The 26639-nt window shown below is 74.2% G+C and carries 20 protein-coding genes and 1 pseudogene; 14 read left to right on the top strand and 7 right to left on the bottom strand.

The window, feature by feature from the left end; all coding sequences use genetic code 11:
- Positions 1-93 precede the first annotated feature (93 nt).
- The 6 genes and pseudogenes from FMEAI12_RS34120 to FMEAI12_RS34095 all read left to right on the top strand — a co-directional run bounded on the left by FMEAI12_RS34120 (position 94) and on the right by FMEAI12_RS34095 (position 8037).
- Positions 94-879: a spheroidene monooxygenase gene (locus FMEAI12_RS34120; protein WP_112109207.1), complete on the top strand. Its 786-nt coding sequence runs from the start codon at positions 94-96 to the stop codon at positions 877-879.
- Positions 880-1193: 314 nt separating this feature from the next.
- Positions 1194-3701, top strand: a complete 2508-nt coding sequence (locus FMEAI12_RS34115; RefSeq protein ID WP_112109206.1) for an FAD-binding oxidoreductase — start codon at positions 1194-1196, stop codon at positions 3699-3701.
- Between the two features lie 91 nt (positions 3702-3792).
- Entirely contained in the window at positions 3793-4404 is a 612-nt protein-coding gene (locus FMEAI12_RS34110; protein WP_112109205.1) for a GNAT family N-acetyltransferase, read from the top strand.
- Positions 4405-4532: 128 nt separating this feature from the next.
- Complete coding sequence (locus FMEAI12_RS34105) at positions 4533-5351, top strand: carotenoid biosynthesis protein (protein WP_112109204.1); 819 nt, start codon at positions 4533-4535, stop codon at positions 5349-5351.
- A pseudogene (locus tag FMEAI12_RS39015) lies at positions 5348-6091 on the top strand (glycosyltransferase family 2 protein); the annotation flags it as partial. The gene FMEAI12_RS34105 and the pseudogene FMEAI12_RS39015, both read left to right, overlap by 4 nt.
- 410 nt (positions 6092-6501) lie before the next feature.
- Positions 6502-8037, top strand: coding sequence for a phytoene desaturase family protein (locus tag FMEAI12_RS34095; RefSeq protein ID WP_235015025.1), 1536 nt, complete (start codon positions 6502-6504; stop codon positions 8035-8037).
- Here FMEAI12_RS34095 and FMEAI12_RS34090 read toward each other — a convergent pair.
- On the bottom strand, positions 8021-8788 hold the full coding sequence (locus tag FMEAI12_RS34090) for a CDP-alcohol phosphatidyltransferase family protein (protein WP_112109202.1): 768 nt from the start codon (positions 8786-8788) through the stop codon (positions 8021-8023). The genes FMEAI12_RS34095 and FMEAI12_RS34090 overlap by 17 nt on opposite strands.
- Here FMEAI12_RS34090 and FMEAI12_RS34085 point away from each other — a divergent pair.
- Positions 8751-9002, top strand: a complete 252-nt coding sequence (locus FMEAI12_RS34085; protein WP_041254788.1) for a hypothetical protein — start codon at positions 8751-8753, stop codon at positions 9000-9002. The two genes, FMEAI12_RS34090 and FMEAI12_RS34085, sit on opposite strands and share 38 nt — an antisense overlap.
- 111 nt (positions 9003-9113) lie before the next feature.
- Here FMEAI12_RS34085 and metF read toward each other — a convergent pair whose 3' ends face one another.
- Both metF and FMEAI12_RS34075 read right to left on the bottom strand, forming a co-directional pair.
- Entirely contained in the window at positions 9114-9989 is an 876-nt protein-coding gene (gene metF, locus FMEAI12_RS34080) for a methylenetetrahydrofolate reductase [NAD(P)H] (RefSeq protein WP_235015023.1), read from the bottom strand.
- Between the two features lie 128 nt (positions 9990-10117).
- On the bottom strand, positions 10118-10804 hold the full coding sequence (locus tag FMEAI12_RS34075; protein ID WP_083390869.1) for a hypothetical protein: 687 nt from the start codon (positions 10802-10804) through the stop codon (positions 10118-10120).
- Positions 10805-11158: 354 nt separating this feature from the next.
- Here FMEAI12_RS34075 and crtI point away from each other — a divergent pair, with 354 nt between their 5' ends.
- From crtI to FMEAI12_RS34050, 5 genes are all read left to right on the top strand, one after another.
- Positions 11159-12679, top strand: coding sequence for a phytoene desaturase family protein (crtI, locus tag FMEAI12_RS34070; RefSeq protein WP_112109200.1), 1521 nt, complete (start codon positions 11159-11161; stop codon positions 12677-12679).
- A 172-nt stretch (positions 12680-12851) separates the two neighbouring features.
- A complete protein-coding gene (locus tag FMEAI12_RS34065) occupies positions 12852-14054 on the top strand; it encodes a MoxR family ATPase (protein WP_112109199.1) in 1203 nt (400 codons plus the stop codon).
- Positions 14051-15151, top strand: coding sequence for a DUF58 domain-containing protein (locus FMEAI12_RS34060; protein WP_071061740.1), 1101 nt, complete (start codon positions 14051-14053; stop codon positions 15149-15151). The genes FMEAI12_RS34065 and FMEAI12_RS34060 overlap by 4 nt, the downstream gene beginning before the upstream one ends.
- Positions 15148-16107: a VWA domain-containing protein gene (locus FMEAI12_RS34055; protein ID WP_112109198.1), complete on the top strand. Its 960-nt coding sequence runs from the start codon at positions 15148-15150 to the stop codon at positions 16105-16107. Before FMEAI12_RS34060 ends, FMEAI12_RS34055 begins: the two co-directional genes overlap by 4 nt.
- A 73-nt stretch (positions 16108-16180) precedes the next feature.
- Positions 16181-17161: a phytoene/squalene synthase family protein gene (locus FMEAI12_RS34050; RefSeq protein WP_112109197.1), complete on the top strand. Its 981-nt coding sequence runs from the start codon at positions 16181-16183 to the stop codon at positions 17159-17161.
- A gap of 45 nt (positions 17162-17206) precedes the next feature.
- Here FMEAI12_RS34050 and serS read toward each other — a convergent pair whose 3' ends face one another.
- Complete coding sequence (serS, locus tag FMEAI12_RS34045; protein WP_020462606.1) at positions 17207-18469, bottom strand: serine--tRNA ligase; 1263 nt, start codon at positions 18467-18469, stop codon at positions 17207-17209.
- 373 nt (positions 18470-18842) lie between these two features.
- On the opposite strand from serS, the gene FMEAI12_RS34040 reads away from it, so the two are divergent.
- Positions 18843-19703 (top strand): peptidylprolyl isomerase, encoded by an 861-nt coding sequence (locus tag FMEAI12_RS34040; RefSeq protein WP_071061730.1) that lies wholly within the window; start codon positions 18843-18845, stop codon positions 19701-19703.
- Between the two features lie 150 nt (positions 19704-19853).
- On the opposite strand, the gene FMEAI12_RS34035 is transcribed toward FMEAI12_RS34040, so the two are convergent.
- Complete coding sequence (locus tag FMEAI12_RS34035) at positions 19854-21662, bottom strand: DEAD/DEAH box helicase (protein ID WP_235015021.1); 1809 nt, start codon at positions 21660-21662, stop codon at positions 19854-19856.
- A gap of 200 nt (positions 21663-21862) precedes the next feature.
- Here FMEAI12_RS34035 and FMEAI12_RS34030 point away from each other — a divergent pair, with 200 nt between their 5' ends.
- On the top strand, positions 21863-23329 hold the full coding sequence (locus FMEAI12_RS34030; protein ID WP_071061728.1) for a helix-turn-helix transcriptional regulator: 1467 nt from the start codon (positions 21863-21865) through the stop codon (positions 23327-23329).
- Between the two features lie 96 nt (positions 23330-23425).
- Here FMEAI12_RS34030 and cutA read toward each other — a convergent pair whose 3' ends face one another.
- Both cutA and FMEAI12_RS34020 read right to left on the bottom strand, forming a co-directional pair.
- Positions 23426-23755, bottom strand: coding sequence for a divalent-cation tolerance protein CutA (gene cutA / locus FMEAI12_RS34025; protein ID WP_020462610.1), 330 nt, complete (start codon positions 23753-23755; stop codon positions 23426-23428).
- 194 nt (positions 23756-23949) lie between these two features.
- Complete coding sequence (locus FMEAI12_RS34020; protein WP_112109196.1) at positions 23950-26637, bottom strand: RelA/SpoT family protein; 2688 nt, start codon at positions 26635-26637, stop codon at positions 23950-23952.
- Between the last annotated feature and the right edge of the window lie 2 nt (positions 26638-26639).

Below are 26639 nucleotides of genomic sequence, written 5' to 3'. Positions count from 1 at the left end.
GGCCAGGAGCCGCCCGCCTCCGGGCCGGCGCTCCTGGCCCGGCGGGCCCTGGGCCGGCAGGCCCGCTGCCGTCGCCCCGATCGGTGCCGTGACGTGCTCGTCACCGTCGATTTCTGGCACGTCCCGCGCCGGCGGGCGGGGCACGCCGCCGCGCGCATGGCGCTCGACCGGCCCACGCTGCGGCGGACGTCCGGGCTGACGTTCGGCAAGCTGTTGGGCACCGGCTCGAGCCACCGGTTCACCCCGCTCGACGCCGACCCGCTGCGGTGGGCGCTGCTGGCGGTGTGGGACACACCCTCGGCGGCCCGGGGCTTCGAGCGCTCCAGGACAATCCGATCATGGGCCGGCATCGCGGACGAGCGCTGGCGGGTGGAGCTGCGCCCGGTGGCCTCCCGGGGGCGGTGGTCGGGCCGTACGCCGTTCGGGGGCCGTCCCGGTGGCCCGGCGAGCCACCGCCGCCCCGACGGCGAGCACCGTGGAAGACACGGCGGGGAACACGGCGGGGGGCCGGTGGCGGCTGTCACCCGGGCCCGGCTCGCGCCGCGGCAGGCCGTGGCGTTCTGGCGGGCCGTCCCGCCGGTCGCGGCGGAGCTGCGCGGCGCCGGCGGGCTGCTGTTCGCCGCGGGCATCGGCGAGGCGCCGATCGGCCTGCAGGGCACCTTCAGCCTGTGGCGGGACGTCACGGCGCTGCGCGCGTTCGCCTACCAGGGGCCGGCGCACGCCGCGGCGGTGCGGCGGACCCCCGCGGCGGGCTGGTACGCCGAGGAGCTGTTCGCCCGTTTTGTCGTGCTGGGCTCACGCGGGACGATCGGGGGTGTGAACCCGCTCGACATCCCGCCGTCCGCCGGGAAGGCCGATCATCCTTTGACAACCCGTTGAAGATCCTGCGCGAATGTGGGTCCCGCCGAGGCCCGGGCCGACTCCCGCGCACGCGGACGCCGACCGGACTGACGCCGGCAGGGCGGCCGGCGGCGGGACGACCGATGACGGGACGGCCGGCGCCCGGCGCGCCCGGTGCCCCTGGGCGCCCACCGCCCCGTACCTCCACCACCCCATGTCCCAGCATCCCGTGCCCCAGCGTTCCCCGCTCTGTTCCCGCTCCGTCCCCCCACTGTCCGTTTCCCGCTCCGTTCCCGCCGACCACGACGGTCGCGGCCGGCCGCGTTCGATCCAACCCGGGTGGCGTAACTCGCATGCCAAGGTCCCTCGACCCCTCCGCCCCGCTCGCCGCGCGCGGGAGACCGGCCGGGAGCACCACCGACGCCGCCCCGGCCGGGCGGCGGACCCTCATCGCGACGGCGGTGACCGCCCGGGTCGCCGGGCTGGCCATCCGGGCCGGCGCGGTGCTGCTCCCGGAGCTCGCCGGACGGCCCGCAGACCTGCCCGCGGCGCTGACCGAACACCGGCCGCACACTCTCGTCGTCGGGGCCAACCACGTTCCGGGCGACGCGCTGCACCGGTGGGCGCAGGCCATGCGGAGGACACCGGACCGGCGCGCGCTGGCGGTGATCCGCCGCGGGACGTCACTGGCCGAGATCGACACCGACGCGGCCGCGGAGCTCGGCGTGACCGTACGCAACACCCCGGAGGTCAACGCCCGGCACGTCGCCCGGTTCATGGCGGACGAGCTCCTCGCGCCCCGCCGCGCCGCGGGCCACCGCCCACGGCCGCCGACGGTGGGGCTGATCGGCAGCGGTGACATCAACAGCCGCGTCGCGCGCGAGGCGGTGGCCCGCGGCCACGACGTGATCGTGTACAGCCCGTCGCTGGCCGCCGGCGCCGGCGGCCTCGACCGCTGGCTGGCGGCCAGACGGCTGCCGGCGGGACGCATCCGGGCGGCCCGGGACGTCGAGTCCGTGCTCGACGCGGCCGACCTGCTCGGGCTCGCCGTCCCGCTGACCACGGGCGGGGAGCATCCCACCGCCGGCCTCATCGGGGCCGAACGGCTCAAGCGGTTCGGCGGCCACCGGATCGTCTCGGTGTGCGAGCCCGACGTGTTCACCGGGCAGGCGCTGACGGCGGCCTTCGACCAGCTCGATCTCGAGGTCGTCCTGGACAACGCCCCACGGCTGTTGGACCCGGTGCGAGCGCTGCTGGCGGGCCGGTACGACCCGGACGACCCGCCGCGGGTGCGGCCCGGCTTCACCCTCGTGTCGGCCGCGATGCGCGCGCCGGAGTGCGCGGCCGATCTCGACCAGGCCGTCCTGACCGCCCTCGCCCGCCTCGATCTCGACGACCGGCGGGAGCTCCCGCGCCCACCCGCCGGGCCGAGCCGGGCCGAGGCCGAGGCCGTCGTGGTGGTCGGCGGCGGGATCGTGGGCCTGACCGTGGCGCTGCGGCTGCACGAGGCCGGGCGGCGGGTCGTGGTCCTCGACGCGGCGCCGGCCGACCGCCGCCGGGTCGACGAGCAGGGCACCACCTTCGCCGGCACCAACGGACGTCACCTGTCGACGACCGAGACTCTGCCGCACGCCGACGCCACCCGCGCCGGGGTCCTCGCCCGGACCCCGACGGATGGCGGATGGCGGCTGCGCCCGCCGGAATCGCTCTCGGCGCCCGAGGCCGCCTGGGCCGAGGCGTTCGAGCAGTTCACCGACCGGCCGGGGATGCGCGCCCTCGCCACCGAGGCGGTGATCGCGCTCAATCGGCTGGGGCTGCGGCGGTGGGAGGAGATCTTCCAGGCCCGTCCCGACGACCTCGGCGCCTGCCTGCGGGGGAACCGGCTGGCCCGGGTCTACCTCGACGACGCCGGGCTCGCCACCGGCCGCGCGCTGCAGACCCGGGCGAACGACGACACCACCGACCTGGACGCCGCGGCGGTCCGCCGGCACTGGCCCGCCCTCGCCGCGGGGCTCGGCGCCGGACCCAGCTGTCGGTCCGACCGCCGGTCCGGCGGCGGGACCGTCGAGGTCGACGGGTGCGCCGTGGCCGTCCACGACCTGGCCGGTGCGCTCGCCGACCTGCTGCGCGGCCGGGGCGTGCCGGTCGTCGCGTCGGCCGCGGTCCGCGGGCTGCGGCCCACCGGCGCGGCGGTCGAGGTGGAGCTCGGCGACGGCACGGTCGTGCCGGCCGGCCGGGTCGTCCTCACCGTCGGCGGCCGTGACCTGTACCGGCTGCTCGGGGGGCGCTGGCCTGACGCCGGCTGCGTCGCCAACGTGCTCGGGGTGTCGCTGACCCTGCCGAACCCGGGCGTGGCCCGACCGTTGAAGATCCACGCGGGCGATCCGCTCGGTGTGATCAACGTGACGCCCGCCGCCGACCAGTCGGTGATCCACGTCAGCGGTGGCTTCGGGTACCTCGGCCTGGCGTCCTGGCGCGGCGCGCGCCTCATCCCGGCCGACAGCGACACCGAAGCGGGCGGTGGTGGCGTCGCAGGGGCCGTCGAGGAGCTCGTCACAGCGCTCATCGTGGCCATCGGCGATCTCTTCCCCGCGCTGCGCGGGCCCGACGGGCGGCTGGACGTCCGCGAGGTGCGCACCTGCGAGCGGCCGATGACCGCGGACGGCCTGCCGGTGGTCGACGCCCCGGCGGAGCTCGGCGGACGGATCGTCGTCGCGGCCGGGACGAACGCGGGCGGAGCCGTCCAGGCGCCGGCCCTCGCGGATCTGGTGGCCGACCTGCTCGACGGCCACCCGTGGTGGGCACAGCTGGCCATGGCCGGTGACCGGACCGGGCTGCCCGTCGGCGGGGGTCGGCTATAGCACTGTTTGCCAGACCCGTTCCGGCCGACGGGCGGTGGCCTCGCGCCGCGCGTTATCGTCGGATGGCCCGGCGCGACAGGAGGCAAGGCTGTTGACCGACGTCCGAATCGTGCGGTGGTCACCGGCCCGGATGCGGGCCCGGCTCGACGACGTCATCGCCGTGTACAAGGCCGCGTTCCTCGACCACCACGAGGACGACCCGGTGCGCGCCGCCCGGGACAGGGCGACGCACGCGCGCCGTCACTTCGACCGCCGTGACCTGCGCGCCGTCGCCGCGGTGACCCCGGGCGACGAGCTGGTCGGCATGACCTACGGCCTGCCCGGCAAGAACGGCCAGTGGTGGCACGACGTCGTCGCCGGCGCGCTGCCGGAGGGGACCGCGGCGCACTGGCTCGCCGACTGCCTCGAGGTCGTCGAGCTGCACGTGCTGCCCGGTTACCAGGGCCGCGGCATCGGCCGTGACCTGCTGCGGGAGCTGCTGCGGGACGTCCCGCACCGCACGGCGGCGCTCTCCGCGCTCGAGCTGCCCGGCAGCCGCGCGCGCCGGCTGTACGCCAGCGAGGGATTCGTGCCCCTGCTGTCGCACTTCCAGTTCCCCGGAAGCGGTACCGAGTACGCCGTGCTCGGCAAGGAGTTGCCCGGGCGGGACGCCGACGACCCGCCGCGCTCCGCTCCGGCAGGCCAGCCCGCCCGGGTGCCGTGAGCCGGTCGGGACCAGCCGGTTCCGATCCACCTCCGGCCGCCCCTGCGGGGCGGGCCGACCCACCTCCAGCCGCCCCTGCGGGGCGGGCCGACCCACCTCCAGCCGCCCCTGCGGGGCGGGCCGCGGCCGTGCTGCCCTGGCTCGCCACCGCGGTGGCCGTCGCGCTCCAGATCACCTATCCGCTGACCTCCGGGGACAGGCGGGCGGCCGTGACGGTGCTGTCGGTCCTGGCCTTCCTCGCGGCGGCGGTGAGCCATGCGGCCGCCGTCCACGGGCCCGCGTGGGCCGCGGCCGCGACGGCGCTGGCCGCCGGCACCGGCCTGCTGGCCGAGTCGGTCGGCCTGCGTACCGGCTGGCCGTTCGGCCACTACGCGTACGGCTCCGCACTCGGCCCCGATGTGGCCCGCGTCCCGGTCGTCGTGCCGCTGGCCTGGGCGATGATGGGCCTGCCGGCGCTGGTGCTCGGCCGCCGCTGCGCCCGCTCGCTGGTGCGGGCACCGGCCGCGCGCTGGGCAGTGACGGCGCTGGTCGGCGGCGCCACGCTCACCGCCTGGGATCTGTTCCTCGACCCGCAGATGGTCGCCGAGGGCTACTGGGCGTGGTCCTCCGGCGGTCCCGCGCTCAACGGCATCCCACTCAGCAACGCGGCCGGATGGCTGCTCGTAGGCACGCTGCTCACCGGCGTGCTGGCCGCCCTGCCCGCCACCGCCCGGACCGCCACCGCCGCGCCCTCCGCCGACCGGGTGCCGATGGCCCTGCTGGGCTGGACCTGCGCCTCGTCGGTGCTGGCCAACCTCGCCTTCTTCGGCCGTCCCGGGGTGGCGCTCGCCGGCGGTGCCGCGATGGGTTCGCTGCTCGGCCTCACCGTGCTGCTCGGCCGCCGCGACGCGGCCCGCGGGTGGGCCGGCACCGCCCGCGAACGGGACCTGGCACGCTCTGAGCTGTGAACGGAGGCAGACTGGCAACGGCGCTGGTGCGTTCCGGGGCGGCCGGAGCCGTCGCCGTCGCGGCGCACACGGCGGTGAACGCGGCGCTGCTGCGCGTCCCGGCGCCGGCCGTCCCGGTGCGGGAGCGGGTCAGCGTGATCCTGCCCGTGCGGGACGAGGCGGCGCGGGCGCGCACCTGCCTGACTGCTCTGCTCGGCTCCCGCGACGTCGCCGACCTCGAGGTGATCGTCTACGACGACGGCTCGACGGACGGCACGGGCGTGATCCTGCGCCGGCTCGCCGAGCGGGACCGGCGCCTGCGGGTGCTGACCGGACCGGAGCCGCCGGACGGCTGGCTGGGCAAGCCCCACGCCTGCGCCCGGGCGACGCGCCAGGCCACCGGCACCGTGCTGGTCTTCGTCGACGCCGACGTCACCCTCGCCCCGGACGGCCTCGCCCGGGCCGTGGGCCTGCTGCGCGGATCGGGCCTGGACCTCGTCTCGCCCTACCCGCGGCAGGTCGCCGCCGGGGCGGCCGAACGGCTCGTGCAGCCGCTGTTGCAATGGTCGTGGCTGGCGCTGCTCCCGCTGCGCGCCGCCGAGCGCTCCGCCCGCCCGTCGTTGGCCGCGGCCAACGGCCAGTTCCTCTGCGTGGACGCGGCGGCCTACCGCCGGGCCGGCGGGCACGGCGCGGTCGGCGGCGCCGTGCTGGACGACATCGAGCTGCTGCGCGCGGTCAAGCGCTCCGGCGGGCGCGGTGTGGTCGCCGACGGCACCGAGCTGGCGGTCACCTGGATGTACGACGGCTGGCAGCCACTGCGGGACGGCTACGCCAAGTCGCTGTGGGCCGCGGGCGGCACCCCGGCGGCCAGCGTGGGTCAGCTGGCCGTGCTCGGATGGCTCTTCGTCGGCCCGGCGGTCGCCGCGGCGCGCGGGTCACGCGCGGGGCTCGTCGGCCTGCTGGCCGGCACGGTGAGCCGGCTGATCGCGGCCCGGTGCACCGGCGGCCGTGCCTGGCCGGACGCGGCGGCCCATCCGGTCTCCGTCTGCCTGCTCGGCTACCTGACGGCGCTGTCCTGGTGGCGGCACCGGCACGGCACCATCCGTTGGAAAGGCCGCGCGCTGAACGGGCCACCGACCGGGAGCGGACGACCGCGCATAGGCTCGGAGCCGTGGCGACGGTCGTCGTGGTCGGGGCGGGCGTCGGCGGGCTCGCGGCCGCCGCTCGGCTCGCCGCCGCCGGGCACCGGGTCACCGTCTGCGAGGCGGCGGAGCGGATCGGCGGCAAGCTCGGCTGGTACGAACGCGACGGCTACGGGTTCGACACCGGCCCGTCCCTGCTGACGATGCCCGAGGTGTTCGAGGAGCTGTTCGCCGCCACCGGCGGGCCGCTCGGCGAGCGGCTCACGCTGCGCCGCCTCGACCCGATCGCCGCCTACCGGTTCGCCGACGGGGCGGCGGTGACCGCGCACGCCGACGACGCCGCGTTCCACGCGGAGCTGGACGCGAGGCTGGGCGCCGGGGCCGGGGCCCAGTGGCGGCGCCTCGACGAGCGCGCCCGCCGGGTCTGGGCGGTGTCCGAACAGCCCTTCCTGCGCAGCCCGGTCTCGGCCGCGGCGCTGGCGCGGACCGCCGCCCGCCGCCCGCTGGGGCTGGCCACCGTCGCACCCGGCACCACCCTGCGCGGTATCGGGCGCCGTCACCTCACCGATCCGCGGCTGCGCATGATGCTGGACCGGTACGCGACCTACACCGGCTCGGATCCGCGCCAGGCGCCGGCCGCGCTGGTCACGGTCCCGCACGTGGAGCGACGGTTCGGCGGCTGGTACGTCCCGGGCGGGCTGCGGCTGCTCGGGCAGGCGATCGCCGAGCGGGCGGCCGAGCGCGGCGCGGTGATCCGCACCGGCGCGCCGGTCGCACGGATCACCCGCACGCCGGGGGGGCGGGTGGACGGCGTCCGCCTGGCCGACGGAACGCTGCTGGGTGCCGACCTGGTCGTGTCCGACGTCGACGCGGCCCGGCTCTACGACGGCGCACCGCCCGCGGCGCCCGGGCGGGCCGGCCCGCGCCCGCTCGTCGACCATCCGGCCAGCCGGCGGCGGATCCGGCGGCTGGCGCCGTCGCTGTCCGGTTTCGTCCTGCTGCTGGCACTGCGCGGGCGGACGCCGGGCCTGGCCCACCACACCGTGCTGTTCCCCGCCGACTACGAAGACGAGTTCAACGCGGTCTTCGGCGGCCGGCTGGCCTGGGATCCGACCGTCTACATCGCCGCGCCGGACGACCCGGCAACCGCACCGCCGGGCGACGAGGCGTGGTTCGTCCTGGTGAACGCCAGCCCGCACGCCGCCACCGCTGCCGCCACTGCCGGACCGCGGGGTCCCGGTGTGGACTGGGACCGGCCCGGGCTCGCCGACGCCTACGCCCGCCGCATCCTCGAGGTGCTGGCCTCACGTGGGCTCGACGTCCGCGCCCGGGTGCGCTGGTACCGGACGATCTCGCCGGCCGACCTCGCACGCGCGACCGGCGCCGTGGGCGGCTCGATCTACGGCGTGTCCTCCAACGGGCCGCGGTCGGCGTTCCTACGCCCGCGCAACCGCTCGCCGGTGCCCGGGTTGTTCCTGGTCGGCGGCTCGGCCCATCCGGGCGGCGGGCTGCCGCTGGTCACGCTCTCCGCGAAGATCGTCGCCGATCTCATCGGCCCGGCCTGACCCCGCCGCCCGCCGACAGCGCCGACCGCACCGAGACGAGGTACTGGACGAGCCCGACGACGCACACCACCAGCGTGGCCGCCGCGGCGACCGTGGCCACCGCGGCCGCATGTGCTGGGACGGCCCCGGCCAGCGCGAGACCCACCGCCGCGAGAATGATCCTGGTCGGCCGCTCCCCCACCGTCACGGTGCCGATCTCACCGTGCCCGGCACCGGCCGCGCGGGCCCGCACGTACTCGAGCATCATCATCGCGCCGCCCGCCGACACGACCAGCGCGACCGGTGCCCCGACCAGCCAGAGCGCGAGCAGGTGGCAGGCGTCGCAGACCCGGTCGGCGGCCGAGTCGAGCACGTAGCCCCAGCTCGTCACCCGGGCGCGCAGCACGGCGACCGCGCCGTCGAGATTGTCCAGCAGGCCGCCGGCCACGACGACGAGTGGGCAGACCAGCACCCAACGGCCTCCCGCCCATGCGGCGGGAATCACCGGCGTGGTGGCGGCGACCGTCGCCGCCGTCACCGCGCCCGGACTGACGCCGGCCGCGGCCAGCGGCCTGGCCAGGCGATACACCAGATCGAGCCAGATCCGGATCATGCGCGCGCCGCTTCGGGGGTCGTACCCGCCGTGTAGCGCGGCCCATTCGACCAGGTAGGTGTCTCGATCGGGTATCGGGGTGCGCACACCGTCCATCGTGCCCGCGCCGTAGAGTTCCGTCGTGGTATCCGACCAGCCGACCGGTGTCGTCGAGTCCATCGAGGACCTGGACCCCGATCACGTTTTCAGCGCGCACCGTGACCAGGTGATACTGGCCGTGCGCATCACCCCGGTCTTCAACGCTCTCGATCTCGGTCTGGTCACCGCCGTCATCGACGCGGCGAACCACGCGGGATTCGCGCTGGTGCGGGAACAGACTTTCCGCGACGAATGGCTACTCTGCGTCTTCGACGCCTACGAGGAACAGGACTGAAGCCACGCCGCCCGCCGCCGCGCGCCCCGGCCGGACGGGGAGCGCGGCGCCGCACCGCGCGGCCACAGGCCACAGGCCACAGGCCACAGGCCACAGGCCACAGGCGGATCGTCAGCGGCCCAGGGACTGGTAGATCTCACGCGTCGCGCTGGAACGGTTCAGCGTGATGAAGTGCAGCCCCGGCGCGCCGCCGGCGAGCAGCCGCTCGGAGAGCTCCGTGGCGACCTCGACACCTATCGCCCGGACCGCGGCGGGATCGTCCGCGACCTCATGCAGACGGGCCGCGAGATCCGCCGGGAAATCCGCGCCGGAAAGCTGCGCCATGCGCTCGATCTGGGCCAAATTGGTAACCGGCATCACACCCGGAATGATCGGTGCGTCACAGCCGAGCCGCCGTACGCGTTCGACCAGCCGGAAATAGTCGTCGGCACCGAAGAAGAACTGGGTGATGGCGAAGTCGGCGCCCGCGTCCAGCTTTCGCACCAGGAACCGCGCGTCGGTCTCCAGATCCGGCGACCGCGGGTGTTTGTCCGGGAAGGCGGCGACGCCGACGCAGAAATCCCCGAGGGAACGGACGAGCCGCACGAGCTCGTCGGCGTGCCCCAGGCCGTCGGGATGACGCACCCATTCCGCCTGCGGGTCGCCCGGCGGATCGCCCCGCAGCGCCAGCACGTTGCGCACGCCCGCGCCGGCGTAGCCGCCGATGACCTGACGCAGCTCGCCCACCGAGTGGTTCACCGCGGTCAGGTGCCCGATGGGCGTCAGCGTGGTCTCGGTGGCGATGCGCTCGGTGACCCGGATGGTCCCGTCCCGCGTGGAACCGCCGGCTCCGTAGGTCACCGACACGAAGGTCGGGTGCAGGGCCTCGATCTCACGCAGCGCGGTCCACAGATGCCGCTCGCCCTCGGCCGTCCTCGGTGGGAAGAACTCGAAGGAGAAAGAGGTACGTCCGGAGGCCAGGCACTCGGCCACCGTCGGGGTCGACATCCGCGTCGTGCTCCCAGCCGCCGTCATGAGAGGGACCCTGTCATGCAGAAGAGAGTAATCCGGCCGCAGCCCATACCCCGGACAGGGCCTGCCGAGCCCGTGACGGCCACCGCGGCGCCGGGTCGGCGCTAGATCCGCACCGGGCCGCGCGGTGACGCGGGCCTGATCCTGATCCTGCCGGCCACGCTGCGCGCCAGCACCCGGCGCGCGGCCCCCGGCACGCTCGGCAGGTCGACGACCGCGGACTGCGGGTTCCCGGCCTCCGCCTCGACCCCGTACTCATCCTCGGGCAACACGAGGGTCACCATGCCGTCCTCGCTGACCGCGGACAGGTCGTCCGGCGGGCCGTCGAAGTGCAGGTTGACGTCGCCGGTCCGGCTACGGGCACTGACCCGCGCACCGGAGAGCTCCCGCCCGGTGATGCCGCCGCCCTCGGTGACCAGCACCAGGTCACCGGCGGAGCCCCAGAGGGTGATCTCCCCCATCCGGACCTCGGCCCGGGCCTTCGTCCCGCGCGGCAGCTTCAGCCGGGCCAGCGCCTCGCTCGTCCGCCCGTCGATCCGCAGCACACCGCCCGAGCGGGTCATGGTCGGCCTCGCCCGCCCGGGTCGGCGGCGCGCGAGGATCTCGACGGCGACGTCCGACCGGTCGTACTCGCCGATCTCGACCCGGCCGGCGGCGAGCCGGACCTCCACGGACGTCACCTCGTCGACCGTGCGCTCGAGCCGTTCCGGCGGCATCCGGAGCAGGATGAGAGCGCTGCCGGTCACCACCAGCAGCGCGACGCCGAGCGCGACGACGACGAGATCAGACACGACACCTCCGCACGACCTCTGGACGACCTCTGGACGCGGCGACCCCACCGGGTCGCCGATCAGGACGGTCGAACGCTACCCGCTACCGCCGGCACCGGGCGCCGGCCCGAGGTCCCGTCCGCGGTGAGATGTTCGGCGCACGGCCGCCCCTGGCCCGCCCCGGGCGGCGGTCCAGGGCTCCCGCCGCGCGGCGGTCACCGGGTGGGCGCCGGGCCGTCCCACCGAGGTGGCCCCACCGACGGGGCCGCGGCGGCGGGGCCACCTGCGGCGGGCGGAGCGGAGGCCCGCTCGGGCCCGGTGAGACCGTACCCACCCGAGCGGTGGACGGCCGGGCGGGTGCAGAGAGGACCTCCGATGCGAACAGTGACCGGGCCGACGGACCACGTCGTCATCGTCGGAGCCGGGCTGGGCGGACTTTCGGCCGCGCTCCGGCTGACCGGCGCGGGCCGGCGGGTCACCGTCCTGGAACGTGACGACACCCCCGGTGGGCGCGCGGGGTCGCTACGGCTGGGCGGCTACCGGTTCGACACCGGGCCGACCGTGCTCACCATGCCGGACCTGGTGGCGGACGCGCTCGACTGCGTGGGCGAGGACCTCGGCCGGTGGCTACCGCTGCGCCGCCTCGACCCGATGTACCGGGCCCGCTTCGCGGACGGGTCCGTGCTGGACGTCCGCGCCGACCCGGAGCACACCGAGCAGGGGGTGCGGGAGCTGTGCGGGCCGGCCGAGGCAGCCGGGTTCCGTGACTTCACCCGGTTCGCGACCCGCATGTTCCAGGCGCAGATGCGCGACTTCATCGACGCCCAGGTCGACTCGCCGCTGGCCCTGATGCGGCCCTCGCTGGCCCGGGTGGCGGCGCTCGGCGGGTTCCGCCGCCTGGACACCGTGGTCGGACGGTACCTTCGCGACCCGCGGACCCGGCGGCTGTTCTCCTTCCAGGCGATGTACGCCGGGCTCGACCCGCACGAGGCGCTCGGGCTGTACGCCGTGATCGCCTACATGGACTCGGTGGCCGGCGTCTTCCACGCCGACGGCGGCCCGCACGCGGTCGCCGCGGCCATGGCCGGGGCCGCGGCCCGGCACGGGGCCACCTTCCGCTACGGCACCGAGGTGAACCGGGTGGAGGTCCGCGGCGGGCGGGCGGTCGCCGTGCACACCACCGCCGGCGAGCGGGTGGCGGCGGACGTCGTGATCCTCAACCCGGACCTCCCGGTGGCCTACCGCGACCTGCTGCCCGCCTCCGCCGCCCCGGCGCGGCTGGACCGCCTGCGGTACTCGCCGTCCTGCTTCCTGCTGCTCGCCGGCGCCCAGGGTGCCCACCCGTCCGGGACGCACCACACGATCCACTTCGGGGGCGCGTGGCGGCGCACCTTCGACGAGATCATCCGGCGCGGGGAGCTGATGAGCGACCCGTCGTTCCTGGTGAGCACGCCGTCGGTCACCGAGCCGGCGGCCGCGCCGGCGGGCGGGCACAGCTACTACGTCCTGTTCCCCACCCCGAACCTGACCGCGCCGCTGGACTGGTCGGTCCTCGGCCCGCGGTACCGCGACGAGGTCGTCGCCACACTGGAGCGTGCCGGCTACCCCGGGTTCGGAACGTCGATCGACGTCGAGCAGGTGACCACCCCGGCGGACTGGCGGGCCCGCGGGATGGCCGCCGGCGCGCCGTTCGCGGCGGCGCACACCTTCCGCCAGACCGGCCCGTTCCGGCCGTCCAACCTGGCGCCGGGACTGGCCAACGTGGTGTTCACCGGCAGCGGGACCCGGCCGGGGGTGGGAGTTCCGATGGTGCTGATATCGGGCCGGCTGGCCGCCGAGCGGGTTCTCGGCCGTGATCGTGGCTACCGCACGCGGACACTGAGGGCTATTCCCTGACGCCGTAATGTGTCATTGGGCGTTCGGGGCGTCACCCGGGTTTCGTGTCCCCGGAGTTTCGGCGCGGTATTAGGTGAGAACTTCCTGAAGGGCACCTTAGAAGAGGCTTCCGGCCACACTGTCCCGAGTCCGTTGGCACTCGATTCCGCACAGCGTCTGGGAGGATGGCGCCATGAACGAGTGGACGACCGATCCCGGCGTGGCGGCACCCGGCGCGGAGGTCCGGGCGCCCGCCGGCTCGGGTTCGGCGGCCAGCCGTCCGGCCGAGCCCTCCGCGATCGAGGCGGCCGACGACGCGGCCCTGCTCGAGCGGGCGTTGTTCGAGGTCAAGAAGGTCATCGTCGGCCAGGATCACATGGTCGAGCGCATGCTCGTCGCGCTGCTGGCCCGGGGGCACTGCCTGTTGGAGGGCGTGCCCGGCGTCGCCAAGACGCTGGCCGTGCAGACGCTGGCGACGGTCGTCGGCGGCTCCTTCGTGCGGATCCAGTTCACCAGCGACCTCGTCCCCTCGGACATCATCGGAACGAGGATCTTCCGCAGCAGCCGGGAGACATTCGACATCGAACTCGGCCCGGTCTTCGCGAACTTCGTTCTCGCGGACGAGATCAACCGCGCGCCCGCGAAGGTGCAGTCGGCGCTGCTCGAGGTGATGTCGGAACGGCAGGTATCCCTCGGCGGGATCACCCACCCGCTGCCGCGGCCCTTCCTTGTGCTGGCGACGCAGAACCCGATCGAGTCGGAGGGCGTCTACCCGCTACCCGAGGCGCAGCGCGACCGCTTCCTGATGAAGGTCAACGTTCCGTACCCGACCGCGGCCGAGGAGCTGGAGATCGTCCGGCGGATGGGCGTGCGGCCACCCACCGCCGAGGGCGTCCTCGAGCCGGAGTCCCTCATCAGGCTGCAGAACCGCGCGGACGACGTGTTCGTCCACCACGCGATCACCGAGTACGCCGTCCGCCTGGTGCTCGCGACCCGCTCCCCCGCCGACGTCGACCTCCCCGAACTGGCCGGGCACCTCGCGTACGGCGCGTCCCCCCGGGCCTCGCTCGGCCTCATCGCCGCAGCCCGGGCGCTCGCCCTGCTGCGCGGCCGGGATTACGTGGTCCCCGACGACGTGTCCGCGGTCGCGCTCGACGTCCTGCCGCACCGCCTGGTCCTCTCCTACGAGGCGCTGGCCGAGGGGCTCACCGCCGAGGAGATCGCCGGCCGCGTCCTCGACGCGCTGCCGCACCCCCAGGTCGCGCCCCGCCAGCAGGCCGGCGCCGACCACGGGCGCAACGGGCGCATCCCCCCACCGGTCACGCACTCCGGGCGCTGGCGCACCGACCCACGCACCGGCTTCCCCGAGTACTTCGATGGCGGGTCGTCCCGGTGACCGCTCCCCGCGCGGATCCGGCCGCGCCCCAGCCCGCGGCGACGTCGCCGTCGGTCGAGCGGACGCTGCGCGGCCTCGAGCTCACCGTGACCCGCCGGCTGGACGGCATGCTGCTCGGCGATCATCTCGGCCTGCTGCCCGGCCAGGGCACCGAGAAGGCCGAGAGCCGGGAGTACAACGTCGGCGACGACGTCCGCCGGATGGACTGGGCGGTCACCGCGCGGACGACCGTCCCGCACGTGCACGACCTGATCGCCGACCGGGAGCTGGAGACGTGGGCGCTGGTCGACCTGACGGCCAGCCAGGAGTTCGGCACCACCTCGGTCCGCAAGCGTGATCTGGCGATCGCCGCGGTGGCGGCGATCGGCTTCCTCACCGCCCGCACGGGCAACCGGATGGGAGCCGTGGCCCTCACCCCGGCCGGGCCACGGGTCATCCCCGCCCGGCCCGGCCGCCAGGGCCTGCGAACGCTGCTGCGGACCCTGCTGACGGTCCCCGAGGGGGCGCACGACCGGCCGCTGCGCCGGCCCGACCCGGCGGCCGCCACCGATCTCGCCGCCGCGATCGCCGCCCTGGACCGCCCGCGCCGGCGCCGTGGCCTCGCGGTGGTCGTCAGCGACTTCCTCTCCACCGACCTCGACTGGGAACGGCCGATGCGCGTCCTCGCGGCGCGCCACCAGCTCCTCGCGGTCGAGGTCCTCGACCCGGCCGAGCTGACGCTGCCCGCCGTGGGCCTGCTTCCGGTCGTGGACGCGGAGACCGGCGAGCTGGTGGAGGTTCCGACGTCCTCACGGCGACTGCGTGAGCGCTACCGCCTGGCCGCGGCCGAGCACCGCTCCCAGGTCGCCCTCGCGCTGCGCCGGGCGGGCGCCGGGCACCTGGTGCTGCGCACCGACTCCGACTGGCTGATCGACATCGTCCGCTTCGTCTCGGCGAGCCGGACGAGCCGCGGCGCGGCACGACGCCCACCCGTGGACTCGACCCGGCTACCGGGCCACCCGCGATCGCTCCCGCCGGCCACCGGCCGGGGTCGACCCGGGACAGCAGCTGTGGCCGGGGCAGGCGGCCGTCGGGGCAGGCGGGCGGCGGCGCCGTGAGCTTCCTGGCCGGTCACTGGTTGTGGCTCTTCCTCGCCGTCGGCGCGCTGACGGCGGCTTACGTCGTGGTGTCGCTGCGCCGCCGGGTCTACGCCGCGCGGCTGTCGTCGACCGCCCTGCTCTCCAGCGTCCTGCCGCGCCGCCCGCAGTGGTGGCGCCGCCACGTCCCGGCGGCACTGCTGCTGCTCGCCCTGGCCGGCCTGGTCATCTCGATGGCCCGCCCCGCCCGGGCCGAACGGGTGCCACGCGAACGAGCGACGATCATCCTGGCCATCGACGTGTCGAACTCGATGGCCGCCACCGACATCACACCGACCCGGCTCGAGGCGGCCAAGCAGGGCGCCCAGGCCTTCGTCGACCAGCTCCCGCCGCGGATCAACCTCGGGCTGGTGTCGTTCGCGGGCTCGGCGGCCGTCCTCGTCCCCGCCTCGACCGACCGGGAGTCGGTGCGCTCGGGAATCCGCGGGCTGCAGCTCGGCCCGGCGACCGCCGTCGGTGAGGGCATCTACGCCTCCCTGCAGGCGATCGCCACCGCCGGGCAGCGGCTCTCCGACGAGGGGCAGCCACCACCGCCCGCCGCGATCGTCCTGCTCTCGGACGGTGAGACCACACGAGGGCGCCCGAACGCGCAGGCGGCGACGGCCGCGCGCGACGCCGAGATCCCCGTCGACACCATCGCCTACGGCACCTCGGACGGCACCCTCGACGTCGGCGGCCAGCAGATCCCCGTACCGGTCAACGAGGAAGCCCTGCGTGAGCTGGCCGACCAGACAGGCGGCTCGTACCACCGGGCGACCTCCGGTGACGAGCTGCAGTCCGTCTACCGGGGCCTGGGCAGCTCCATCGGTTACCGCACGGAGTACCGGGAGATCACGACCTGGTTCGTCGGCCTCTCCCTCGGGCTCGGGCTGGCCGCCGCCGCGCTCTCACTCGCGCTGTCCTCCCGGCTGCCCTGATCCGCCGGCAACGCTGATCCGCCGGGTGCCCTGATCTGCCGGTTGTGCTGATCCGCCGGCTACGCTGGCTGTTGTGAGCGGCCTGCGCAGCGAGCTGGACGCGGCCGGCATCACCGATCCGCGCCTGCGGAGCTCCTACCGCGCCGCCCGCGAGCTGAACGCCGTCCACGGGCGCACCTACTACCTGGCCACCCTCCTGCTGCCACGGTGGAAGCGCCCGCACGTCCACGCCCTGTACGGCTTCGCGCGGTACGCCGACGAGATCGTGGACGACCTCGACTCGACGCTGACCGACGAGGCGAAGGCACAGTGGCTGCGACAGTGGGGCAACCGCTTCCTCACCGCACTCGCCACCGGCTCGGTCGGGGTCGGGGTCGGGGTCGACGGGAGCGGGGCAGGCTCCGTCGGTGCCGGGGATGCCGGGGTGCTGCCAGCCGTCCTGCACACGATTCGGCGTTTCGACCTGCCGGTCGCGTACTTCGAGGCCTTCCTGACCTCGATGGCGATGGACCTGACCGTCACCGGCTACGCCACCTGGGACGACCTCATGGTCTACGTCCACGGCTCGGCGGTGGTGATCGGCCTGCAGATGCTGCCCATCCTCGAGCCCGTCGACGCCTCGGCGGAGGCGTACGCCCGCGACCTCGGCGCCGCCTTCCAACTCGCGAACTTCCTCCGCGACGTCGGGGAGGACCTGCGCCGCGGCCGCGTCTACCTTCCGCAGACGTCCCTGGACCTGTTCGGAGTCACCAGGGAGCGCCTCGCCACCGGGGTGGTCGACGGCCCCGTGCGCCGGCTGCTGACCCACGAGATCGCCCGTGCGCGGGAGCTGTTCCGCTCGGCCCGACCGGGCATCCGGCTGCTGCACCCGACGTCCCGCGACTGCCTCTGGACCGCGTTCCACCTCTACGGCGACATCCTGGACGAGATCGAACGCGCCGACTACCAGATCCTCGACCGACGGGTATCCGTCGGCCTGGGCCGCCGCCTCACCGTCGCCACGCCGGCCCTGATCCGCGCCACCCGCTCCCGCCGCCATCCCTCGACGAGCTAAGCCGCCCCACCAGCCCCCACATCACGGCTCAGAGCGGGTCGCGGCTCAGAGCAGGTCGCGGCCGCCGAGGTAGGGGCGCAGCACCTCGGGCACCCTGACCTGGTGGTCGGCGGTCTGGAAGTTCTCCAGGATCGCGGCCAGCAGGCGGGGCGTGGCCACCGCGGTGTTGTTGAGGGTGTGCGCGAAACGTACGTTGCCGTCCGCGTCGCGGTAGCGCAGGTTCGCCCGGCGGGCCTGCCAGTCGTGCAGCGTCGAGCAGCTGTGGGTCTCCCGGAACAGGTCGAGGGTGGGGAACCACGTGTTGATGTCGTTCATCCGGAACTTGCCCAGGCCCATGTCCCCGGTCGAGCACTCGACGACCTCGTAGTGCAGGCCCAGGTCGGCCAGGATGTGCTCGGCCGTAGCCAGCAGCTCCGCGTGCCAGCGGGCTGACTCCGCCGGGTCGTTCACGCACAGGACGAACTGCTCGACCTTCTCGAACTGGTGTACCCGCAGTAGCCCGCGGACGTCCCGGCTGGCGCTGCCGATCTCGCGCCGGAAGCACGGCGAGATGCCGGCGTAGCGGATCGGCAGGCGCCTGGCGTCGAGGATCTCCCCGGCGTGCAGGCCGACCAGGGCCACCTCCGCCGTCCCGGCGAGGAACGCGTCGTCGGCGGGGATCTCGTAGATCTCCTCGCGGGCCTTCGGGAGCATGCCCGTGCCGACGAGCGGGCCCTCCTTGACCAGCGCGGGGACCGACACCGGGGTGAAGTCCCGCTCGCGCAGCAGGTCGAGGGCGTAGGAGTGGACCGCCCGCTCGAGCATGACCATGTCGCCGACCAGGGCGTACGCCCGCTCACCGGCGACCCTGCGGGCCCGGGCGAACTCGGCCCAGCCGCGCTTCTCGGCGAGCTCGGTGTGGTCGATCGGGGTGAAGTCGAACTCCGGGCGGGTGCCCACGGTGCGGACCACCACGTTCGCGGACTCGTCCGGGCCGACCGGGGCGCCCTCCCAGGGGATGCCCGGGGTGAGCAGCATCAGCTCGGACATCCGCGTGCTCGTCCGGGTGAGCTGCTCGCGCAGGTCACGGAGCTGCCGGTCGAACTCGGCGTGCTCGGCACGCAGCTCGGCGCGGCGCGCCTCGTCAGCCTTGGCGAACTGCTTGGCGAAGGACTTGCGCCGGGCCTGGGCCTCGTCGACCTCGAACTGCAGCTTGCGGTTCTCCTGGTCGAGCTGGAGCAGTTCGTCGACGTCGAGGTCGACGCCCTTGAGGCGGACAGCCTCCTTCACGGCGTCGGGATTTTCCCGGATGAAGCGCTTGTCGAGCATGAATTCGTGTCAGCCTTCGTATCGGTTCCCTGTGCGCAGACGCTATCAGTCGCCTCCCCGGACCCCCTGCCGTAAGGGCCCGCCGGCGCCCGGCTCGGCACACCGGTTTCCACGGCATTCCCCCCGCGTACCCTGTGTGACGGCGGTGCGCCCGGTCACGCCCTCGGGTTCCGTGTCGCACCGACGCCCCGGACGGACTACGCGCGGCTCACAGGTCGCGCACAGGTCCGGATGCGCACACTCGTGGCGGACCGGTGCCGGCACGCTGACGAGGATTGCCGGCCGGGGCCGATCACCTGATGGACGGATGACCTGGTGACGACCTGATGACCATCCGGTAGTCACGCTGACGAGGAGCGGGAGGCCGGCGAGGGTGTCGAGCACGAAGGAACGGCGGCAGCGCGAGATAGCCGCCGCGCGGGCGGCGCGCCAGGCGCAGCGCCGCCGCCAGGCGTACCAGCGACGGCAACGCCGCCTGACGATCGTCGCGGCGGTGGCCGTGGTGGCCATCGTCGGCTCGGTGATCGCCGCGGTCCTGCTCAGCGGCGGCGGGGACAACGACAATCTCAGCGCGACCGATCCCGCGGCCAACCCGTCGGCGTCGGCGGCACCGGCGGTGCCGGCCGGGCAGACGAGCAAGGTCGGTGACTGCGTCTACACCTCGAGCGGCGAGTCGCCGTCCCGCCCGGTGGGGCTCCCGACGGCCGCCGCCACGGTGAACAAGGCCCCCGCCACCATGGTCATCACCACCGACCAGGGCACGATGACGGCCGCGCTCGACGCGGACAAGGCTCCCTGCACGGTGAACGCGCTGCGCACGCTCGCCGAGGCGGGCTTCTACAACGACACCGCCTGCCACCGGCAGACGGGTGGCGCCGACGCCGGCATCAACGTGCTGCAGTGCGGGGATCCGACCGGCAGTGGGATGGGCGGCCCGGGCTTCGGCTACGCCAACGAGAACACCGAGGGCGTGAACTACAACCGGGGTGTCCTGGCCATGGCGCACAGCAGCCAGCCGGACAGCAACGGCAGCCAGTTCTTCATCAACTACGCCGACCCGAGCCAGCAGGGCGCCGCGGCGCTCGCCGGCGGCTACACCGTCTTCGGCCACATCACCGAGGGCCTCGACGTCCTGGACAAGCTGACGTCCCCGGGTGTCGAGGGCGGCGGGTCGGACGGCGCGCCGGCCAGCAAGCCGCAGATCAAGTCGATCGAGATCACCCAGGGGCCCTGACCTCGATCCACCCCATCGCCCCGCCGCCCCGCCCCGGACTGACCGCCCGGGACGGGGCGGCGGAACAACCTGGACGGACGAGGACCGGCGCGCTGGACGAGGCCGACGGAGGGTCGCCGGGCTGGGTCTGACCGGGGTCGGCGGGGCGGCTCAGCCGGCCCAGCGGCGCATCGTGTCGATCCGGGCCTGAAGCTGGGCCGTGCTGGCCTGGGCGCTCGGCGGGCCGCCGCAGGAGCGGCGCAGCTCGGCGTGGATCATCCCGTGCGGCTTTCCGGTGCGATGGTAGTGCGCGGCGACAAGCTTGTTCAGCTCGCGCCGCAGGTCGCCGATCTGCTCGTGGACGGGCCGGTCGGCCGGGTCGGTGCCCGCCTCCCCCTGCCGCGCGGCCGGCACCACGGGTTCGCCGGCCGCGGGCCGCGCCTTCGCCGCGGCGGCCTGCTGCGCCGCCTGGCGCTGGCGCAGCAGGGTCGCGACCTGGTCGGGCTCGAGCAGGCCCGGCAGACCCAGGAAGTCCTCCTCCTCGAGGGAGCCGGAGGCGGCCGGCGTGCCGAACTCGCCGCCGTCGAAGATCACCCGGTCGAGCTGGGCGGAGGAGCCGAGCGCGGTGAACAGGGTGTCGGGCTTTTCGGGGGTGTCGCGGCGGCGGTTGGCCTCGCGCAGCGCGTCGTCGTCGAACGCGTCCGGCTCACGCTGCGGTTTGTCGAGCGCGTGGTCGCGCTGGACCTCCATCTCGCCGGCGAGTGCCAGCAGCGACGGGACGCTGGGCAGGAACACCGACGCCGTCTCCGAGCGTCCGCGGCCACGGACGAACCGGCCGACGGCCTGGGCGAAGTACAGCGGCGTCGAGGCCGAGGTGGCGTACACGCCGACCGCCAGGCGGGGGACGTCCACGCCCTCACTGACCATGCGGACGGCGACCATCCACCGGTCCGTCGACTCACGGAACGTGGCGATCTTCGTGCTGGCGGTCGGGTCGTCGGAGAGGACGATCACGGGAGACACGCCGGTGATCCGCCGCAGCAGGCCGGCGTAGGCGCGGGCGTTGGTGTGGTCGGTCGCGATGACCAGGCCTCCGGCATCCGGCATCCCGCCCCGGCGCACCTGGGAGAGCCGGGTGTCGGCGGCGGCCAGGACCGCGGGCATCCAGTCTCCGCGGGGGTCGAGGGCCGTGCGCCACGCTGCGGCGGTCTGCTCGCTGTTCAGCGGCTCGCCGAGCCGGGCGCTGAGCTCCGCGCCGGCGCTGGTGCGCCAGGACATCTCACCCGAGTAGGCGAGGAAGAGCACGGGACGGACCACACCGTCACGCAGCGCCTCGGCGTAGCCGTAGGAGGAGTCCGCGACGCTGCGCGTCACGCCCTCGGCGTCGGGCAGGTAGGTCACGAACGGGATCGGGTTGACGTCGGACCGGAACGGGGTTCCGGTGAGCGCGAGCCGGCGGGCGGCCGGCTCGAACGCCTCCCGGACCGCCTCGCCCCAGGACAGGGCGTCGCCCGCGTGGTGGATCTCGTCGAGGATCACCAGCGTGCGGCGCGCGGCCGTGCGCATGCGGTGCAGGGCGGGGTGCGCGGCGACCTGGGCGTAGGTGACCGCGACCCCGGTGTAGTCCGACGCGGTGGCGCCGGCCGAGTTGCGGAAGGTCGGGTCCAGGTCGATCCCGACCGCGGAGGCGGCGTTGGCCCACTGCCGCTTGAGGTGCTCGGTCGGGGCGACCACGGTCACCGAACGCACCTCGCCCGCGGCCAACAGGTCGGCGGCGATCTCCAGCGCGAACGTCGTCTTGCCGGCGCCCGGGGTCGCGACGGCCAGGAAGTCGCGGCCGCCGGACGCGCTGCGCGACCGGTAGGTCTCCAGGGCTGCGCGTTGCCATGCCCGCAGGGGCCGGGCCTCGCCGCGCGCGCGGGGGCCTCGCCCGCTGGGGCCTTGCCCGCTGGAGCTCTGAGGCAGGGGTCCGACTCTCACGACATCAGACTCTATGGTGGTGCGCCAGCCGGACGACGACGCCGCGCACCGCGGCGCCACCCGGCCACTCCCTGTGGGCAGCTCAACCGGTGCCATGATTTGTCGCTTTCTTGTCACCGAAGGACCACACAGGGGGTATCACCGTCTTTGCTAACTCAGGGTTAAGCTCCTGAAGTCAACCGCTTGACTCGGAGGTCCCGATGCAGCGCTCGACAGGACCGTCGGCTGGTCGCGCCACGCCGAGGACTGCGCAGGCGAACGACCACAGGCCGGCATCGGCCGGGATCACCCGCACTCCGAACGTGCGGTTGCGTACCTGCCGGGAGGAACGCGGTTGGTCGCAGGAACGACTGGCCAGTGAGATCCGGCGTTTTTCCGTCATACACGAGGGCCGCGAGGCCGGCGTGACGGGAAATATGATCTGCAAATGGGAGAAGGGCGATAAAAAGCCCAGCCTTCGTTACCAGCGGCTCCTGCGGGCCCTGTTCGAGCGGTCGTCGGCGGAGCTCGGCTTCGTGGACGACGACCCCAACACGGGGCTTCCGGCGCACGCGTCCGGCGCGGACAAGGCCTCCCGGGAGATCGTGCCGGCCGGCACGCTGCTCCTGCAGGCCGCCGAGGCCGACGCCGGCCTGCACAACGCTCTCCCGGTGGAGCGGCGCGGGTTTCTGCGGCTGTTCGCGGCGGCCGGCGGTGTCGCGGTCGTCCCGCTGGGCATGGGTGGCGACGACGCGCCCTGGGAGCGGCTGTCCGCCGCGCTGCGCCGGCGCACCACGGTCACCCCCGAGCTCGCGGACGAGCTGAGCCGCTGCACCGCGGGCCTGTACGGCCTCGAGGAGCGGGTTCCGGCCCGGGCCCTGTTCCCCCGGGTCACCGGGCATCTGGGGACGCTCACGCAGCTCCTGGAGTCCAGCGGCCGCTCGCCGGTCCGCCGGGACCTCGCCTCCACGGCCGGCGAGACCGCCGCCCTGGCCGGTTGGCTCGCCTTCGACATGAACGACGTCCCCTCGGCCCTGGCCTACTACCGGGTCGCCATCGAGGCTGCGCGGGAGGCCGACGACAGCGCGCTGTGGGCCTGCGTGCTGGGCTACGAGAGCTATCACAGCGCGGGCATCGGCCGTCACGACCAGGCCTGCGCACTGCTGGCCGAGGCGCAGCGCCGCGCCGCGACGGGCAGCACCGTCATGACGAAGGCCTGGCTGGCCGGGCGGGAGGCCGAGGAGCAGGCGGCCCGCGGTGAGGGGCGGGCCGCGCTGGCCGCCCTCGACCGCGCCCAGGACGCGTTCGACCGCGCCGACGACGGCGACCGGGTCTGGACACAGTTCTTCGACCGCGGCCGTCTGGACGGCATCAAGGTCACGACCTACACCCGGCTGCGGCGCCCGGCCGCGGCCCACGCGGCGGCGACCGAGGCACTGCGCGCCACCACCCCGCACAGCGGCACCAAGAAGCGGTCCCTGCTGCTCGGTGACATCGCCGAGGTCCACATCCAGCGCCGGGAGATCGAGGCCGCCACCCAGTACGCGACCGAGTCGCTCGCCATCGTCGCGGCGACCGACTTCTCCCTCGGGCTGACCAGGGTCCGCCGCGTCCGGGAGCATCTGCGGCCCTGGCAGCAGACGCAGGCCGTCCGCGACCTCGACGAGCAGCTCCGCGCGCTCACCTGAGCGCCCCCGCGGCCGGCGCCCACCGGAGGCCGACTGCCGGGCACATCCCGGCAACCGGGCGGCCCGGATGTCGGGATGTCTCAGCGCCGGGATGTCTCAGTTGTGGACCGTCGGTTCGGTCTCCGCCGAGATCCAGTCGAGATAGTCCGTATGCCCATGCACGATCGGAGTCGCAATGATCTCCGGCGTCTCGTAGGGATGCGCGGCGGAGAGCTCCGTGATCAGCTCGGTCACCCGGTCGGTAGTTGTTTTGGCGAGACACAGCCATTCCTCGGACTGTTCGATCTCGCCGTTCCAGCGATAAGTGCTCCGAATCGGCCCGACCACCTGGAAACAGGCGGCGAGGCGCCGCTCGACGAGAGCCCTGCCGATACGATCCGCGGCGTCCGGTGAGTCGATGCTCGTGATGACCTGAAGGTATCCCACGCGTACTCCCACCCATCACCGATGGCTACACGGGATACTCTACATCGTATCTCCCGCGCCACCGTCGATTTTCCGCGACGGCGGCGACAGGCACATTCGACGCGATCTCCACCGCTGCCCGGAATGCGGGGAAACGCGACTTCCGGGGTCATAGCGACACGGAGAGCATAAATCTCCCGGGTGGCCACGCGGCGTCATACCGTTGTTTGACATGCCCGGTAACAGTCGTACACGCCGCCTACCCCGCGCACAGCCGCCAGCACGCGGTCGAGCTGGTCCGGGCCGGTGACCTCGATGGTGAAGCGAGCGCGCGCCACCCTGTCCTCGGATGTCGACGTGGACGCCGCCCGCACCGAGGCGGAGGTGTCCGAGAGGACCTCGGTGATATCCGCCAGCAATCCGTAGCGGTCGAACGCCTCCACGGCGATTTCTGCGGGGAAGGTCTGACTCTCCGGAGCGGTCCACCCCTTGACGGTCACCTGCTCGCGCGAGGACGCCGAAGCGGCGACGTTCGCGCATTCCTGCCGGTGAAGAGAGACCGAGCTGCTGTGCGTGGTGAAGCCGACGACCGTGTCGCCCGGGAGCGGAAGACAACATCGCGCGAGCCGCACCGGCACATCCGCGCCGTCGATCTCGGCGAAGCCCGCCCAGTTCTGTGTTCCCCGGCGCGCGGAACCGTCACCCCCCGCGGACGAGGCGGATTCCCAGCCCTGGGAACTCCCCGTGCCGGGCCCGTCCGGGCCACCCGGGCGATCACCACGCTGTGCCGCGGTGGAACGCCGCGTACGCCGCGCGCCCCGGGACAGCGCGCTGTCCTCCCCTGAGCCCCTGGAGCCACCGGAACGGGCATCTCGGCCCTGACCACCAGACCCTCCCGGGCCGGCGGCGGCGCCCAAAGAGGCACTGTCGCCCGAAGTGGCGCTGTCACCCGATCTCACGGATTCCTGCGGACCGGCCGTGCCATTCAATGCGGCCGCGCCGTTCAGCCCGGCGGAACCGTTCAATCCGGCGGGTTCGCCCGAGATAATCGAACCGCCCAGGGAAGCCGCGCCGCCGGTACGTGGAGAACCGGCGCGCATTGTCGAACCACCGGAATGGGCGCGCGACGAGCCCGCGGCCCCGTCGGCGCCGCCCCGGGGACCATTCGGGTCGACCGTGTCCGCCACCCGGGCTGTCCACGGCGCGCCCGCGGCGCGGGCGTCGGAGGCCGCACGCTCGGTCACCACCAGCGACCGGTCCGCGGCCGCCTGGGTGGCCCGGGCCTGCGCGTCGCGTCGCTGCCGGGCCAGCCGCTTGCGGATCCGGACCCGGGCGCGGGACGTCCGCACGAACTCGAGCCAGTCCTCGCTCGGGCCGGCGCCGGGCAGGTTCGAGGTGAGGATCTCGACGACGTCGCCGTTGCGCAGCCGGGTGTGCAGCGGCACGAGCCGGCCGTTCACCCGGGCTCCGATGGCCCGGTGGCCGACGTCGGTGTGGACCGCGTAGGCCACGTCGACCGGCGACGAGCGCGCCGGCAGGGCGATCATCTTGCCCTTGGGGGTGAAGGTGAGCACCTCGTCGGAGTTCAGGTCGGACGACAGCGACTCCAGGAACTCCCCCGGGTCGACGGTGTCGACCTGCCAGTCGAGCAGGCTGTGCAGCCAGGAGAGCCCTTCGAGGCGGGCGCCGTCCGCGCCGGGGCCGACGGGCTTCGCGACGATCCCGGTCTCGGCCAGGCGGTGCATGGACGGGGTCCGGATCTGGATGTCGATCGTGCGCCCGGTCTCGTCCATCACGCTGGTGTGCAGGCTCTGGTACATGTTGAACTTGGGGGTCGCCACGAAGTCGCGCAGCCGCCCGGGCACCGGTCGCCAGATCCCGTGGATGACACCCAGCGAGGCGTAGCAGTCCGTGATGTCGTCGACGAGCACGAGCACCCGGACGATGTCGTTGTAGTCGCGCGGTTGGCGGCCGCGTTCCTGGCCGCGCTTGTAGATCGAGAAGATGTGGCTGGTCCGGATGGACACCGCGCCGTCCACCCGGGCCTCGGCGAGGCCGGCGCGCATCCGCGTGACCATCGCGGCGAGCACACCGCTCGCCCGCTCGGCGGTGGTGAAGTCGTCGACGACGGTGGAGATCCGGCGGTGCTCCTCGGGGTCGAGCACCGCGAACGCGCGGTCCTCGAGCTCCCGTTTGATCACGCTCACCCCGAGGCGGTGCGCCAACGGAGCGAGGACCTCGAGCGTGACCCGGGAGATCTTCTGCTGCTTGGCCGGTGACATGAAGCCGAGGGTCCGCATGTTGTGCAGCCGGTCGGCGATCTTGATGACCAGGACGCGGTAGTCGCGGGCGAGCGCGACGATCAGCTTGCGCAGCGTCTCGGCCTCGGCGGCCTCACCGAAACGCATCTTGTCGAGCTTGGTGACACCGTCGACGAGGTTGGCGACCTCCCCGCCGAACTCTGCGGCGACCGACTCGAGGGTGTAGCCGGTGTCCTCGACCGTGTCGTGCAGCAGCGCGGCGATCAGGGTCGTCGTGTCGACACCGAGCTCGGCGAGCACCTCGGCGACGGCCAGCGGATGGCTGATGTACGGGTCGCCGCTGCGCCGGGTCTGGCCGGCGTGCAGGCCGTCCGCCACCGAGTAGGCGCGGATCACCGCGCTGATGTCGGCCCTGGGATGGAAGTCCCGGTGCGCCTCGACGAGATCGCGCAGCTCGGGGGGCACCTGCGGGGTGCGCGGCGCGGCCATCCGGCGGGCCAGGTGCGCCAGGCGCATGCTGGCCTGGCGGGCCGCGGCGATCGTCCGGGAGTCCGCGTCACCGTCCGCCCTGGACAGTGCGGGCAGTGCGGGCGAGAAGCCGCCGCCCGCCGGCAGACCCGCTCCCGCGGCCTCAGCATTCACGG

The organism is Parafrankia sp. Ea1.12 (assembly GCF_900465275.1).
GTDB lineage: Bacteria > Actinomycetota > Actinomycetes > Frankiales > Frankiaceae > Parafrankia > Parafrankia soli.
This window is presented reverse-complemented; position numbering and strand designations above follow the sequence as displayed.

Coding starts and splice junctions, on each gene's coding strand:
- FMEAI12_RS34030 (WP_071061728.1), top strand. CDS start 21,863: ATGCAGCGCTCGACAGGACCGTCGGCTGGTCGCGCCACGCCGAGGACT.
- crtI (WP_112109200.1), top strand. CDS start 11,159: ATGCGAACAGTGACCGGGCCGACGGACCACGTCGTCATCGTCGGAGCC.
- FMEAI12_RS34115 (WP_112109206.1), top strand. CDS start 1,194: ATGCCAAGGTCCCTCGACCCCTCCGCCCCGCTCGCCGCGCGCGGGAGA.
- metF (WP_235015023.1), bottom strand. CDS start 9,989: ATGTCGACCCCGACGGTGGCCGAGTGCCTGGCCTCCGGACGTACCTCT.
- FMEAI12_RS34065 (WP_112109199.1), top strand. CDS start 12,852: ATGAACGAGTGGACGACCGATCCCGGCGTGGCGGCACCCGGCGCGGAG.
- FMEAI12_RS34090 (WP_112109202.1), bottom strand. CDS start 8,788: ATGGACTCGACGACACCGGTCGGCTGGTCGGATACCACGACGGAACTC.
- serS (WP_020462606.1), bottom strand. CDS start 18,469: ATGCTCGACAAGCGCTTCATCCGGGAAAATCCCGACGCCGTGAAGGAG.